The organism is Streptomyces sp. NPDC051173 (assembly GCF_040689515.1).
In the GTDB taxonomy this organism is placed as follows: Bacteria; Actinomycetota; Actinomycetes; order Streptomycetales; family Streptomycetaceae; genus Streptomyces.
Genome location: NZ_JBFBBD010000118.1, coordinates 1 through 14,581, shown reverse-complemented (window position 1 = coordinate 14,581; position 14,581 = coordinate 1). Strand labels below are relative to the sequence as shown.

Here is a 14,581-nt window from a genome sequence, read left to right as displayed (position 1 = left end):
ACCGAACGCCTGGCCGAGGCCGACGCGGTGGCCTCGGTCGGCTCCAAGGGCGACAGCTACGACAACGCCCTGGCCGAGGCGTTCAACAGTCTGTTCAAGGCCGAACCCATCCGCAACAAGGGCCCCTGGACTGGCATCAACGACGTCGAGGTCGCCGTCGCCGAGTACATCGACTGGTTCAACCAGCGAAGGCTCCACGGCGAACTCGGGCACGTCCCGCCCGCCGAGTACGAGGCCACCCACACGGCAACACCCGCACCAGAACCTGTCCTGGAAACCAGCTAACTCACTGTCCACGAAACTCGGGGCTTGACACCTACTGGGCGCTGTCCGTACCGCGGTGCTGGGTGCGTTCGCCAACCAGGACGCGACGCTGAGTGACGCGCTCGGCCGCCTGCGGACGGAACATCCGAGGGAGAGGCCGCCGGAAATCGGGGTGGTCTTCGAGTTCCAGAACACCAACTCGCACATGGGCGCCTTCCTCGGTGTCACCGACGACGACATGCCGGCATTCGCCGGGTTACGCACTTCCGCGTACCTGATTCCCGACATGACGGTCAGGTTCGACCTGGAGATGAAGATCGCCGTCACCGGGCCGGGGAAGCTCGACGGACTGCTGGTCTACTCGCCGGAGGTGTTCGAGGAGAGCACGATGCGCGGGTTGATCGAGGAGTTCCAAGCGATCATCCGTGCGGTGGTGCGCGACCCGTTCGTCGTGCTCGACGATGCGCAATTGCCCTTCGGAGACGATTAAAGGGTGTTGCAGAAGGCTCAGTCTTGGGCATTTTGCCTGTATGGGTGGGGTGTTGCGGGGCTGAATCGACGCGGACACCCGCCTGGTGATCGCCTCGGCCCGGCAGACGCCTGGGAACAAGGCCGATGCCCACGTGTGGCGTGACTCGGACCTCCCGGCCGCGGCCGCCGGGACGACGGTGATCGCGGATGGTGCCTACCTGGGCACCGGCCTGATCGTCCCGCACCACAGAAGAGCCGGACGCCCCCTGCTGCGCGGGCGGGAGGAGGACAACGCAGAACACGGGGACGGCCCAGGTCACCCGACGGCCGAGCGGCGGTGACGGCGCCGTCCCCAGGGAGCTGTGCGGCCAGTGTTTCCGGCACCCAGAGCAGCGCCGTGGCGGAGTTACGTCGAACTCCGCCTTGTTACGCGGGGCTTGAACACCACGATGCATGTGGCGGGCCTCCGACCGGCCTCCTCCGTACGCCGCCGGCCCTCCCCCGGAACAGCCCCGTTCAGACCGCGCTCGGGAGCCCCACGACGTGGTCCGGGGTGTCCACCCAGAGGTGCTGTCGGCCGTGGCCGTCGATGGTCAGGCCCAGGTGGCCGAGCCCGGGGCGGCCCTGCTCGTGCCACCAGGCGTGAGCGGCTTCGGTCTCATGCCACAGCCGGCGGCTGCCGTACTGGTACACCGTGGACGGTTTCCCGTCCTCGCGGAACAGCACGCACGCCCAGGACCGGTCGTCATCCAGGCTGCACAGCCACACCGGCTGCCGACCGTCCTGCGGCGCGTCCATGACCACCGCGCAGTCGGGGACGAGGAGGCCAAGTACGAACCGGGAGATGTCCCACTCGCCCGCGAGCGTCGCGCCCAGGGTGAGCGTCGTGATGCCCCGCCCGGCCTTCTCCCGGGACTCGGTGGTCACGTAGTCCCCGTACGCGGGGAAGTTCTGGCGCTGGGCGCGCAGGCTCATGAACTGCACCAGGGAAGTGAGCATGCCGCTCGCGGTCCGCCCGTCCGCGGCGACCGTGAGTGCGACCGTCGCCTCGGTGCGGGTGAAGCGGGTGCCCCACGGCACCACGATCCGGCCCCCCGGCCGGCACTGCTCCAGCCAGGCGCCGGGGATGGTGTGCACGCCGCAGGTCGCGACGACCCGGTCGTACGGCGCTCCGGCCGGATGCCCCTGGGAGCCGTCCCCGCACACCACCGTGACGGCCCCCAGACCCTGCCGCTCAAGGGCTGCCCCGGCGGCATCGGCGAGGGACCGGTCGACCTCGACCGTGGTCACCGCCCCGGCCCCGAACCGGTGGAGGAGACCGGCGTTCCATCCCGTTCCGGTTCCGACTTCCAGGATCCGCTGCCCGGGGTGCACATCGAGGTCGGCGAGCATCGCGGCGACGACGGACGGGGCGGACGCCGACGACGACGCGAGCCGTCCCTGCTCCAGCCCCTGGTGTCCGCCGTCGTCCCACTGCGTCACCAGCGGGTCGTCGGACTCGGCCGCAGCCCGCCACTGCTCCGGCTCCCGGGCCCGATCCACGGCTTCCACGGCCCCGGTCGGCACATGGTGCTGCCAGATGACGTCGGGCAGGAACCCGGCTCGGGGCAGGGCCTCGAACACCGGCCGCCACCCGGTGGCCAGCGTGCCGTCCGCGGCGAGGCGCGCGACCAGCTCCCGCCAGCTGCCCGTGGTGGTCATTTCCCGTGTTTCCCGCCGTCGCCGGGAGAGCCACCGTCCGTCGTGGGTGGTTCCTTCGGCGGTGTCCACGGCTGACCCGGCAACTTGTCACCCTTGCCACTGTCATCCTGCTTGTCGTGTTTGCCCATGGGCCTCTCCCCCATCCCTTGCATGAGACAGACCACAGTAGGGGCAGGGCGGTATGCAGGACAGACCGCCCGCTGGAGGCCTCGCCGGGGGGACAGAAGCCGTCACGCATCCGACTGATCGTCACATGGCTTGATCGGCCGGCGGTTTGGCCGCTGGTGAGGGTCTCGGCGACGATGCCGGGAACCGGGTCAGCGTCGAGATCGGCCCGCAGCAGGGTGAGCTGCGTAGCCCCACCGGGTGGTTTCACGCACCCCGGAGCTCCCGCCCCCGTTGGCCAGGGAGTGACCACCTTCCGCAGACTGCGGCGTGCCGCTGCCCTGTTCCTGAAGACTCCAGGCGTTGCCCTGGCCGCAGCAGTCTGCACGGCCGCCGTCGGCCTGACCGCTTCCGCCGCGACTCCCACGCTGGAGTACGCCGCCGCGGCCCCGCTCGCACCATCCGCCGGCACGGTCGGCGACTTGGCGGCGGTCCACTTCGGCGCGGCCCTGATCGCCTCCGCGCCCGACCCCGACCGCTCACCGGCCGGCGCCAACGACTTCGCCTGCGAGCCGACGGCTGCCCACCCCTACCCCGTGGTACTGGTCCACGGCACCTTCGAGAACGCCTTCGACAACTGGAGCGGGCTCGCCCCGGTGCTGGAGGAGGCCGGCTACTGCGTCTTCGCTCTCAACTACGGCGAGACCAAACCCCACGCCCTGTTGAAGGCGGTCGGCCCGGTCCCCGCCTCGGCCGGAGAGCTGGCCGCCTATGTCGACAAGGTGCTGGCCGCCACAGGGGCGGCGAAGGTCGACCTCGTGGGCCACTCCCAGGGCGGCGGGCTGATGCCTCAGTGGTACCTGCGCTTCGAGGGCGGCGCCGCGAAAGTTCACCAGCTGGTGGGCATCAACCCCAGCAGTCACGGCACCACCGCGTCCGGTCTGATCCACCTCCTCGATGCGGTACTGGACGTGGCGGGACGTGCCGGCAAGCCGCTCGGCCTCGACAGTCCCGCGGCCAAGGACCAGACGATCGGCTCCCCGGTGCTGCGGCGGCTCTACGCCAGGGGTGACACCGAGCCCGGCGTCACGTACACCAATATCGTCACCAGAACCGACATCGTCGTGACCCCGTACACCAACCAGTTCCTCACCGCCGGGCCCAGGGCCACCGTGCACAACATCCTGCTGCAGAACGTGTGTCCGCTGGACCTCACCGGTCACCTGGGCAGCCCGTACGACCCGAACGTGTACCAGCTGGTGCTGAACTCCCTCGATCCCGCACACGCCGAGCCGGTGCACTGCGCCCTCATGCCGATTCCGGTGTGACCAGGGCGAAGGCGAGGCCGATGATGACGCGCTCGACGTGGTACTCGCGCTGTCATCATGGCCGGCCGAACCGGCTTGACCTCAAGTGCGCTCCAAGTGGTGAGGTGTTACTCCACGGCGACCCGCCAAACAGGAGGAGAACATGCGCTACACCCGACTCGGAACCACCGGACTTGAAGTATCGGCGCTCTGCCTGGGTTGTATGAGCTTCGGTCAACCGGCCCAGGGTGCCCACGAATGGACCCTGGAGGAAGAGCCCAGTCGGGAGATCATCCGCAGCGCCCTCGACGCGGGGATCAACTTCTTCGACACAGCCAACGTGTACTCCGCCGGGTCCAGCGAGGAGATCGTCGGGCGGGCGCTGAAGGACTTCGCCGCTCGTGACGAGGTCGTCATCGCGACCAAGGTGACCGGCCGGATGCGGCCGGGGCCCAACGGTGCCGGGCTGTCCCGTAAGGCGATCCTCAGCGAGATCGACAACAGCCTGAGCCGCCTCGGCACGGACTACGTCGACCTTTACCAGATCCACCGCTGGGACTACCGAACCCCGATCGAGGAGACCATGGAGGCCCTCCACGATGTGGTCAAGGCCGGGAAGGCGCGGTACATCGGCGCCTCCTCCATGTATACCTGGCAGTTCGCCAAGGCACAGTTCACGGCCGAGGCGAACGGGTGGACGCGGTTCGTCTCGATGCAGAGCCAGTACAACTTGATCTACCGCGAGGAGGAGCGGGAGATGCTGCCGTTCTGCGCGGACCAGGGCGTCGGAGCGATCCCGTGGAGCCCACTCGCCAGGGGCAGGCTGACCCGCCCCTGGGACACTGCCACCTCACGCTCGGAGACCGACGAGTACGTCAAGAGCCTCTACCTGGACAGCGACCGCACGATCGTGGACCGGGTCCATGAGCTCGCGGCCAAGCGCGAGGTCTCCCCCGCGCAGATCGCACTCGCGTGGGTTTCCCACAACCCGGTGGTATCTGCCCCGGTCGTGGGCGCCACCAAGCCCAAGCACCTCAAAGACGCCATCGCTTCACTGGAGTTGGAACTCGCCGAGAGCGAGGTGGAGTATCTGGAGGCGGGCTACACTCCCCGCGCGATCGCCGGCTTCGCGTAGAAGGGCGCTGACTGGCTGCGGCTCCCCCGGGAGCCGTACGGCCGGCGACGCGCCGACCGCCGTACTGATGCGCACGGACGGCTACGACGGCACCGCGACGACATGCTGGGAGCTTCAGCTGCAGTGCGAGGACGGGTGGTTGTTGGTGCTGCTCACGTTGCCGTAGGAGAAGTTCCACGTCGAGGTCTGGCCGGAGCACGAGTGCCCGTTGGCGGTGAAGTTCCAGTTGCCGGTGTACTCGCGGTTGTTCCTTGCGCCGATCACCGGAATGTATCCGGCGTCAAACCAATACGTGCCTCTGTTCAGCACCGGCCTGTTCGAGTTCGTGGAGCTGTTCGAGCTGGACTTCACGTCGACCTGGCCGAATTTCCAGTTGTTGACGTAGTTGGTGTTCCACAGGTTGACCTCGGTATAGGCGCCGCTGCAGTTCCACCCGAGGTAGAACTGGCCGATGGTCTGCGAGCCCGCCTTGATGCTCTGGACAGCCCCGAGTATCTGTCCACCGGAGGGACAGCCTGCCGCATTGGCGGATCCGGTTCCGACTGTGGTGAACGTGAGGCCGGCCGCGACAACGGCGAGTGCAGCCGAGGTCGCGCGTATACGGGTATGTATCCGCATAATTCCCCCTGGAAGCCCTTAAGATGATCGATGCCCACTCTTTGGCATGCCCATGCTCCCACCGGATTTGCGCCTGGCCCAGGGGCATTCCCGGCCACTCACTGGACCGGTCGCGGCCCGCTCCGCCGCCCCGCAGAGCTTGAACCCGGCCGCCCGACGACCGGGGGCCGGCGCGGCGAGGGAGGCTGCGGGGCGTTCGGAGCGTGTTGCCGGAGGCCGGCTTCCAGGGAGCCGGTAGAGGCGGAAGTCCATGTTGGCCCCGTGCGGGAGGGTCGGGGGCGATTTCCCGCGCTACCGGCGCGGGACGACACCTCTGTGTCATCCAGCGCCGGCTCGGCCTCCGGGGTACTGCCCGTTGTCGTGAACCTCGGGCCCGGCCCGGTCCCCGACCCTGCTCAGGAGGCCTGCTCAGGAGGAGGGGACAGGGCCCTGCATGTGCTCGCTGATCCACTGGATCAGGCCGCCCGTCTCCATGTTCGGCACATACGTCTTCGCGTTGTGGCTGCCGCCCTGTATGACACTCAGCTTCGTGTGGATCGGGCCCTTGGTGTACTGCTTCACGAAGTCCTCGATCGGCGGCATGGCGGACGTTTCCTTGGTGCCGACCTGGAAGCCGAGGTAGACGTCCGGGCGCCCGGCCTGGATAAGTGCGGGGGCGAGCACCTTCGGATTGTTGGCCGCCTTCTCCTTGGCGTGGCCGGCCCACAGACGGGAGTCCGGAACCATGTCCGGGCCCGAGGCGATGACGGCCTTGAATTTGTCGGGCTTCTGCAGCACGGACTTCAGGCCCGCGAAACCGCCGGTGGAGGAGCCCATGAAGGCCCAGCCGTCACGGGAATCGATCGTACGGAAGTTCTCCTTGACCAGGTCCGGGACGTCCTCGGTCAGCCAGGTGCCCATTTTCGGCTGGCCGGGAATGTCACTGCCGTCCCAGTACTGACCCGCCTTGGGATCCTTGGCGTCCTTGTCGTGGTCCTCGGGGTTGAGCACCGGCATGACCACGATGAACGGCAGGCTCTTGCCCTCCTGCGACCACTTGGAGATGCTCGCCTCGAGCTTGAGGTCGGTGCCCATCCAGTAGTTGTTCGGGTACCCGGCGCCACCGGGCAGCGCGATCATCACAGGGAACCCGCTCTTCGCGTACTTGGGGTCCTTGTACTGCGGCGGGACCCAGACCCAGACCTTCCCCTTGAATCCCGACTTCTTGCCCGCGTATTCGGTGACCGCGATCTTGCTGCCGTCTTCCGGCACCGTGCCCGACACGGTGAACTTCGACTCCGGCCCGGTGGGCATGGACACCTTGCCGGTCCCCGTCCCGCCCGACTTCTCGTCCTGGCCGAAGCTGATGGGATCGCCCTTGTCGGAGAACACCCCGGCATAGTCGAGCACCGGCCACGCGACCAGCCCGAGCACGACCGTCACGGCTGACACAAAGATCCATCGCCTGGGACGGGAGCCACGGCGGCGGCCCTCGGAACGGGGAGATTCGGTATCGGGGCTTGTCATCGTGTGTACTCCGGATAGCGCTGGTACCTGAGAGCGGGCAGTACGGTGCATCCCACGGATCCCGGCGGCAGCCGGTCCCGAGGGATAATTCCCACCATTTATCTCAGGCCCCGCTAAGAGTTCTTTAAGAAAGCCCTCCGTTTCGACCGTACCGCAGTCGGAGCACCATCATCCGCGACTCCTCGCAGCTCAAAACTTTCCGCATTTGTCCGGTACGAAGCAAAGACTGGTTGTGCCTCCTGCCGGAACCGCGCCTCGGCTGTCAGCGGGTTATCCGTACGACCGGCATCAGTTTGTCCGTCAGTTGGGACATCAGTCGTTCAGCGGGCGGGAGCAGCCAGGGGGAGAGTGCGGCGGTGCCGACTGCGGCGCCGACTCCTGTCCAGGCCACCGGGCCCAGTGGTGTGCAGCCGAAGAAGTGGCTGACCACCGGCGTCTGGACGATGCCGGTGAGGACGAGGGCGGAGCCGATCGTGGTCGCCAGGACGAGGGGGCTGCGCTGTCGGCCTCTGATGGTCTGGGTGAGCTGCGCTCCGACCACCCCGCACAGTGCCATGGTGCTGGTGCGCCGCGCCGTGCCGGGGGTGAGACGGCCGATCAGCCAGGCCGTCGTCGCGCCGAGCCCGGTGACCACACCGCGCTGGCGTATCTGGCGGGTCAGGGGAGCTCCCAGGGCGGTGATACCCACAGGTGGGACAGCGGTCAGGAGCGTTTCCTCACCCGGCTCCCCGTCCTGCGGGGTGACCGCCACCGCCATGGCCGGGAACATATCGGTGAGCAGGTTGACCAGCAGCAACTGCCGCGTCGAGAGCGGGGACGCGCCGTCGAGCAGGGTGCCGAGCACGGTGAAGCCGACCTCGCCGAAGTTGCCTCCGATGAGGATGCTGATGGCGTCGGCCACGCTGCGCCACAGGGCCCGGCCCTCGGCCACCGCGTCGACGAGGACGGACAGTTCGTCCCCGGTGATGACGAGGTCGGCCGCGTTGCGGGCCGCCGCCGACCCGCGGGCCGCGATGCCGACTCCCACGTCGGCGGCGCGGATCGCGGCGGCGTCGTTCGCCCCGTCCCCGACCATGGCCACCACGCGCCCCGCTTCCCGGAGCGCCTCGACGACCTGGAGCTTCTGCTCGGGGGCGACGCGGGCCACCACGCCGCAGTCCCGCAGGAGTTCGGCCCGGCCCGTCCGGTCGAGGGCGGACAGCCGGTCGCCGGTGACCACGGTGACGTCCTCCGGCCAGCCCAGGGCGACCGCGATGGCTCTGGCGGTCCGGGGGTGGTCGCCGGTGAGTATCACCGGCCGCAGTCCGGCCTGGCGCAGCCTGGCCACCAGCGGGGCCGAGTCGGCCCGTGGAGTGTCGGCCAGCGCCACGAACCCCAGGAACTCGAGCCCTTGGAGCGGCTTGTCCAGTACCTCGGACGCTTCGTCCGACAACAACCGGCGCCGGGCGACGGCCAGTATGCGAAGACCTCGGCTCGCCAGGGACAGCGCGGTGTCCTCCGCGTCGGCGGGGATGTCCGTGCAGCACGGCAGTACGGTCTCCGGCGCTCCCTTGACCATCAGCACGGGTGCGTCGCTGTTCGCGGTGTGTCCTACGGCTGCGGCGTAGCCGCGGCTGGCTTCGAAAGGCTGGGCTTCGGTCCGGGTCCAGTCGGGGTCGTCCTGGGCGGCGGCCAGGACGGCTTCGTCGGTGGCGTGTGCGTGTGTGCCCGTCTCGTCGGGGCGGGGGCAGGTGCGGGCCGCGGTCCGGAGCACCATGGCGGCTTCGGGGTCGTCGGCGGCGTGGGTGGTGCCCCGGGCCGTGACGAGGTGCACGACGTGCAGGCGGTTCTCGGTCAGGGTTCCGGTCTTGTCGAAGCAGACGGTGTCGATCCGGCCCAGTGCCTCCAGGGTGCGAGGGGTGCGCACCAGGATGCCGCGCCGGCTGAGTCTTCGGGCGGCGGCCATCTGCGCGACCGTCGCCACCAAGGGCAGGCCCTCGGGGACCGCGGCCACGGCCACCGCCACGCCACCGCCGACGGCTTCGCGCACCGGGCGGCCGCGCAGCAGGGACAGCGCCGTGACGGCCGCTCCGCCGGCGAGGGTGAGCGGCAGCACCTTCTTCGTGAGTTCCTGCAGCCGCGCCTGCACTCCTGCCGCGGCCGGGGCCCGTGCGGCCAGGGACGCCGCGCGTCCGGCCTGGCTCTGGTCGCCGATGCCCACGACGACGGCCCGGCCGCGGCCCGCGACCACGGTGGTGCCTTCGTAGACCATGCAGCTGCGGTCCGCCACGGCCGCGCGGGGGGTAGCGGCCACCTGCTTGCTGGTCGGCAACGATTCACCCGTCAGGGAGGACTCGTCGACCTCCAGGTCGGCCGCTTCCAGCAGCCGGGCATCGGCCGGCACCACATCGGCCGTGGCCAGCTCGATCACGTCGCCCGGCACCAGCCGGGAGGCATCGGTGACCGCCGTGGTCCCCGTCCGGGCGTCGATGACGCGGTGGGCCGTCTGCCGCTGTCCCACCGAGAGCTCGGCCAGGGCGTGCTCGGCGCGTAATCGCTGCACCCCTCCCACCACGGCGTTCATTCCCAGTGCCCCGGTGACGAGGAGAGCGTCGACGCTGGAGCCGAGGACGGCCGAAGCGGCCGCGCCGACCGCGAGCACGGGGGTGAGGGGGTCGTCGAGTTCCGCGCGCACGGCGGTGAACAACGACAAGGTCACGCGTGCCGGGGCGAAGACCGGCAGTCGGGTTGCGGCGTCCGCACGCGTGCGCAGCCGGGACAGCACGGTCGGTATGTGCCGGGGCATACCGGCCAGCCGGGAGAGCGCCTCGTCCGGTTGCAGGGTGTGCCACGGTACGCGCGGCCCCCGGCGGGGTGCTTTGCGGCCGACAGCGGCGTACGCGGACCGCCGGCCCGAGAACAGGGCCGCGGCGGCAGCGGCGTTGACGGGGCTGAGCCGGACCCCGGCGGGCAGGAGCATGCGCCGGGCGGGCGAGCCTCCCGTGACGACCAGGAGTCCGGACAGCGCCGCACCCGACCGGGCGAGGAGCTTGGCACGGCGGCCGACAGCCCGTGCGGCGGGAGCGGCTGCCAGCAGCCGCCACACCCCCTCCAGTCCGTTCAGCGCGAGCACGTCGGCACCCCAGACCACAGCGCTGCGCCCGTCGGTGACGGACACGGCGAGATCACCGGCCAGCAGTCCCTGGAGCACCTCGTCACCCTGGGCGTCCTCGTGGCCGATGCGCGTGACGGTCATCACCGTCCGGCCGTCCTGCCGGAGCTCGCGTACCACCTCGGCCAGCGGCCGGTCGGGGGCCACGACGATGTCCGCCAGTGCCGCGAAGTCGCCGAGCGAGGGATCGTCCACCATCACGACGTTGAGGTCGGCCCGGCGCGCCGCGTCCAGCACCGCCTCGGCGAGCGGGTCGAGCTCCCACCCGACCAGCACGGTGCCGACGTCCTCACCGCCCACGGAGGCGATCATCGCACCGCTGTCCGCCATGTCGCTGTCGGACAGCGAACGCAGGCTCACCGCAGGCTGGTTGATGTCGTCGGCCCTGTCCTCGGTGCCGCGCAGTGCCGCGGTCGCCGCGTGCCAGAGCCGGTCGTGGTCCCACGACGACGAGCCGGGGTCGACGTCCAGGACTGTCCGCCGCCGCCCGCGCAGCGCGCCGGGGTGGAGAACCACCGTGTCCACGAGCTCCAGCCGGCGCAGCCGGTCGATGCTGCGGACCAGCACGTCGCTCCGGGCCAGGGCACTGCCCAGAGCGGCGGTGAAGGACGCCGGGCCGTAGCGTGCCGCCTTGGGCGAACCGGCGAGGACCGCTTCCGCGGCACCGGCCGCGCTGCGGGTGAAGACCAGCGTCGCGGCCGCCCCCACCAGGCTGCCCATGACCGCGGTGTCGGCGTACTCCTCGCCCGGATTCCGCCGCAGCGGCGGCCTGGGCAGCCCGGCCCCGGACAGGCTCGCCCGGTCCGGTACACAGACCTTGTCGTGGGCGGCGTCGAACGCGGCGGCCCGGGCCAGCGCCTCCGCCAACTGCCCTGCTCGCAAGGCCCCGTCCAGCACGAGCGCCGTCGGCGACTGCCCGAGACCGTGCGTGGCGGCATTGACCGCCGCCAGCACCAGGTCGGCCCCGGCCGCACCGAGCCGACGGTGCAGCACGCCTCGCACCCGCGAGTCCTCCCGTAACAGCGTCACCGCCGCGGTGACCAACCGCGGCGACTTCTGCCACCGCATCACCTGCGCCAGCAGCGCCACGGCGACACCCGCCGCATCACATCCCAGGAGCACGACCGCCGCGCGTACGTCACCGACACCCCCCGGATACGGAAGGTTCGGGTCCGCATTCCCGCCGGAGTGCTTCAGCCCGTGCTGGGCAGCCAGTTTCTCCGCCCGGTTCTCGATCGCACCGACCAGGTCGTCTTCAACCACCTGCACCACCAGCCGGGACAGACCGTTGTCCCAGTAGGCGAGGAGAACATCAGGATGTTCCAGCAGAGCGGCTGCCACCTTTTGCGCGGCCTCCTCCAGCCGCGGCATGTCGGCGGCTTCCGGGTGCGGGCGCAAGGGCAGCTGGATCCGGCCGCCGGCACGCCAACGACCGTCTCCGGGGACAAGCGCGTTACGGGCGACCCGAGCCACGCGCACGGCTGTCGCGGATGCCTCGGCCGCCCCGCTCACCACAGTGTGCACACCCGTCGATGCCAGCTCGCCCGCTCCGTGCAAGAGCGCGTCGGCCGATGGAGCGAGACGGCCCACGGCCCGGGCCGGCGCCGTGAGTACGAGCCCAAGACCGGCCATGGGCAGACCGGTCAACGAACGCAGAACCACTGTCCTACCCTCATGGGATATCCGCACCGGTCAGGACCACAGCGCGGAGAAGGAGTGCTGTGCCCGGGACGGCCGGGCGGCCGACGATCACTGCCCGGCGATCAGCCGGGCGGCCGGCCCGAGGAGGCTTCGTCATCGATCGGCACCGTGACACTGCGCCGACCGCCCGCCTGGACCGATGACGCCTTCGACACACCTTTCGTCCGCTTCGGGGCAGTGTTCGCCGCTCCCTTCGCACGCTTCGGGGCAGTGGCGGAGACGGTGGGCGAGTCCTGCTGCTGACCGGCCGGTGCGGCCTCCGCCGCTCCGTCTCTCCCGGGACGTTGCTGCGTCAGCCACACCGCCGCGGCGCCCGCCGCCGCGACCGGCCACTCGACGAGACCGACCGCGCCCAGAAGGCCCACACCGGCGTACACCGCGGCCCGGCGCGCCCCGGGAGAGACCGAACCGACCACGTCCAGCGTCCCGTTCACGGCCCCCTTCACCAGGCCGGCACCGGGGACGTGGTCCGCCACCGCCTGCACAGCCCCCAACGCACCCGCCAGCCCGGGCGGACGCACCGAGGACGAAGACGGTATACCGGCGCTCTCACTCATGGAATCTCCAATTCCCGATAAGGACATGACTCCTACGTGAAACTGCCCACCGGCGTTAACCTGCGCCATCTCCCGTTTCCCTAAACGTGCCTTGACAGCGCCCGCGCGCCTTCGTGATTCTCGATGTACGCAGCACCTCGTTGGGTGAGGCTTCTGCGCGGACACAGGCCACTGACCCCGAACGTCGAGAGACGCCCCGGGTCAGGACAGCTCACTCCGGATTAAGGGGTGCGCCCAGGTGGCTGCCCGGCCGACTGCGGCCGGGAATACGCCGCGCAGTGCTGAAACCGTGACGAGAGAGGTGCCTTCCCGCGACGCGGGGGCTCCTCGGCCCATGCCCGGCACCCTCGAGTGCCCAGGCCGCGAGGAGGTGAGGGGCTTGGGTCCCTGGCATAGTCCGGAGCCCGCTTCCGGCCGAACTCGCCCGTCACCACTCACCCGTCGCCGACGCTTCCACTGACTTTCGCGCGCCACTCGTGCGGGTCGGCCCCCAGGCGTGCCGTGCGAATTGTTCCGTGCGCCCGTCCGCGACCGGGTATGTCCTGCTCGGAGACCACTGTGCGCATCCAACTGGCCTGGCCGAACACCGCCGACGCCGTCCTCACTCTGACTGTCGCCCTGCCCGACTTCAGCTCCGACTCGTACCACTCCGCACTGCGGCGGGCCCTGACCTACGCAGGACCCGTTCTCGCCGGCGTCGCCGACGCCGCCGGCGCGGGCCTCCTCGCCCACCTGCTACTCCCGTTCGCCGTCCACCTCGTGCAGCAGGCACTGGAGAACCCTGAGCGGTCTCCGCAACACGACCCCGGCCACGCCTCCGTTCACGTGTAGCGCTCGATGCCGGTGGCCAGGCGACGGGTCCAAGCTCAGTCATGGCGGGCAACCTATCGCACGCGCGCCCGACCCACCCGACGTCAACTGGTGTCTCTCATACTTCTCTTACGCCGCCCTGCCATATTGGCCCGCATGTCCAGGCCAGATTCGAAAAACTCTGATCGGTTGTCACGGACCGGGCTCTCGGCGGAGATCACACCGCGATCCGCGATAAACAAGGTTTCGTCACGGGGGTACTTCATGTCGAAGGTCAGTCGCAGGCGTGTGGCTACGGTCGTCGCGCTTACGGGCTTCACAGCGGCGGCCTGTGGTACGGCCGTGGCCGCCCCGTCACAGTCTCGTGGTCATGCGGCGAACTATCTGTACACGTCCATCGGAGAGTTCGACGCCGCCGCCAAGCCACTACTGGGGCGGTCCGATATCGACGGTGTGCAAGTAGTGGTCCCGTGGGGGATGCTGGAGAAGGAGAAGAACCGCTACGATTTCTCGGCCGTCGACCAGGTGGTGCGTCAGGTCGAGGCACAGCACAAGAAGGTGTTCATCCAGCTTCAGGACCGGTTCTTCGCACCGCCGACGCGGCTTCCGCAGTACCTGCTGACGGACCCGGAATATGCGGGAGGGGCCGCCCCGGAGCTCAACGTCGACGGGCCCGTCCCCGGCCCGCCCGGTGCCGTCGCGGCGCAGTGGAACAAGAACGTCCAGAATCGGTTCCAGCATTTGCTGAAGGCGCTGGCGCAGCGGTTCGACGGACGGGTCACCGGTGTCAATCTGCCGGAGAGCTCGGTCTCCGTGGACACAGCGAAGGACAAGACTCACTTCAGTTGTGACGCATACTTCAACGCGGAGCTGGAGAACGCGGCCTACGCCAAGAAGGTGTTCAAGGCCAGCACTGTGGTGCAGTACATCAATTTCTGGCCGTGCGGCTGGGGAGACGACAACGGCTACATGAAAAAGTCGTTCGAGTTCGCCAAGAAGCACGGCGTGGGGGTCGGCGGACCGGACCTCCTCCCGTACAACAAGCCGCACATGAACAACGCGTACCGGTACTTGAACCAGTACCGAGGCCAGCTCGGTACTGTGGCGATGGCCGTGCAGGAACCCGACTTCAATTACACCAGCCCCGTCACGGGGAAGCCGTACACGCGGCAGGATTTCGTCGACTTCGCCAACGACTACTTGGGAGCGGATATCATCTTCTGGGCCACCTCCTCGCCATGGCTCCACCAGGGCA

General features: G+C 69.4%; 11 protein-coding genes, 1 pseudogene and 1 riboswitch. Of the genes and pseudogenes, 7 read left to right on the top strand and 5 right to left on the bottom strand.

Annotation, left to right across the window (positions count from 1 at the left end):
- The 3 genes and pseudogenes from AB0435_RS32840 to AB0435_RS32830 form a co-directional block, all read left to right on the top strand.
- On the top strand, positions 1–285 hold a 285-nt coding region (locus tag AB0435_RS32840; RefSeq protein ID WP_366428609.1), incomplete at its 5' end, for an integrase core domain-containing protein.
- 34 nt (positions 286–319) lie between these two features.
- Positions 320–754 (top strand): condensation domain-containing protein, encoded by a 435-nt coding sequence (locus AB0435_RS32835; RefSeq protein WP_366428610.1) that lies wholly within the window; start codon positions 320–322, stop codon positions 752–754.
- A gap of 64 nt (positions 755–818) precedes the next feature.
- Positions 819–1,037, top strand: a pseudogene (locus tag AB0435_RS32830) (transposase); the annotation flags it as partial.
- A 214-nt stretch (positions 1,038–1,251) separates the two neighbouring features.
- On the opposite strand, the gene AB0435_RS32825 reads toward AB0435_RS32830, so the two are convergent.
- The gene (locus AB0435_RS32825) at positions 1,252–2,436 is read right to left on the bottom strand and encodes a methyltransferase domain-containing protein (protein WP_366004424.1); all 1,185 of its coding nucleotides are present in this window, start codon (positions 2,434–2,436) and stop codon (positions 1,252–1,254) included.
- Positions 2,437–2,846: 410 nt separating this feature from the next.
- Between AB0435_RS32825 and AB0435_RS32820 the strand changes: the two genes are divergently transcribed.
- On the top strand, positions 2,847–3,869 hold the full coding sequence (locus AB0435_RS32820) for an alpha/beta fold hydrolase (RefSeq protein ID WP_366428608.1): 1,023 nt from the start codon (positions 2,847–2,849) through the stop codon (positions 3,867–3,869).
- A gap of 142 nt (positions 3,870–4,011) precedes the next feature.
- A complete protein-coding gene (locus AB0435_RS32815) occupies positions 4,012–4,983 on the top strand; it encodes an aldo/keto reductase (RefSeq protein WP_366428607.1) in 972 nt (323 codons plus the stop codon).
- Positions 4,984–5,097: 114 nt separating this feature from the next.
- Here AB0435_RS32815 and AB0435_RS32810 read toward each other — a convergent pair whose 3' ends face one another.
- The 4 genes from AB0435_RS32810 to AB0435_RS32795 all read right to left on the bottom strand — a co-directional run bounded on the left by AB0435_RS32810 (position 5,098) and on the right by AB0435_RS32795 (position 12,516).
- Entirely contained in the window at positions 5,098–5,601 is a 504-nt protein-coding gene (locus AB0435_RS32810) for a hypothetical protein (RefSeq protein WP_366428606.1), read from the bottom strand.
- Between the two features lie 408 nt (positions 5,602–6,009).
- Positions 6,010–7,032 (bottom strand): alpha/beta hydrolase-fold protein, encoded by a 1,023-nt coding sequence (locus AB0435_RS32805; RefSeq protein ID WP_366004420.1) that lies wholly within the window; start codon positions 7,030–7,032, stop codon positions 6,010–6,012.
- A gap of 337 nt (positions 7,033–7,369) precedes the next feature.
- Positions 7,370–11,890: a cation-translocating P-type ATPase gene (locus AB0435_RS32800; RefSeq protein ID WP_366428605.1), complete on the bottom strand. Its 4,521-nt coding sequence runs from the start codon at positions 11,888–11,890 to the stop codon at positions 7,370–7,372.
- Between the two features lie 131 nt (positions 11,891–12,021).
- Positions 12,022–12,516, bottom strand: coding sequence for a hypothetical protein (locus AB0435_RS32795; protein ID WP_366004418.1), 495 nt, complete (start codon positions 12,514–12,516; stop codon positions 12,022–12,024).
- Between the two features lie 129 nt (positions 12,517–12,645).
- A riboswitch (M-box (ykoK) riboswitch) is annotated at positions 12,646–12,824 on the top strand.
- A 250-nt stretch (positions 12,825–13,074) separates the two neighbouring features.
- Here AB0435_RS32795 and AB0435_RS32790 point away from each other — a divergent pair.
- A complete protein-coding gene (locus tag AB0435_RS32790; RefSeq protein ID WP_366428604.1) occupies positions 13,075–13,347 on the top strand; it encodes a hypothetical protein in 273 nt (90 codons plus the stop codon).
- A 243-nt stretch (positions 13,348–13,590) separates the two neighbouring features.
- The coding region (locus AB0435_RS32785) for a hypothetical protein (protein ID WP_366428603.1) at positions 13,591–14,581 on the top strand (991 nt) is incomplete at its 3' end.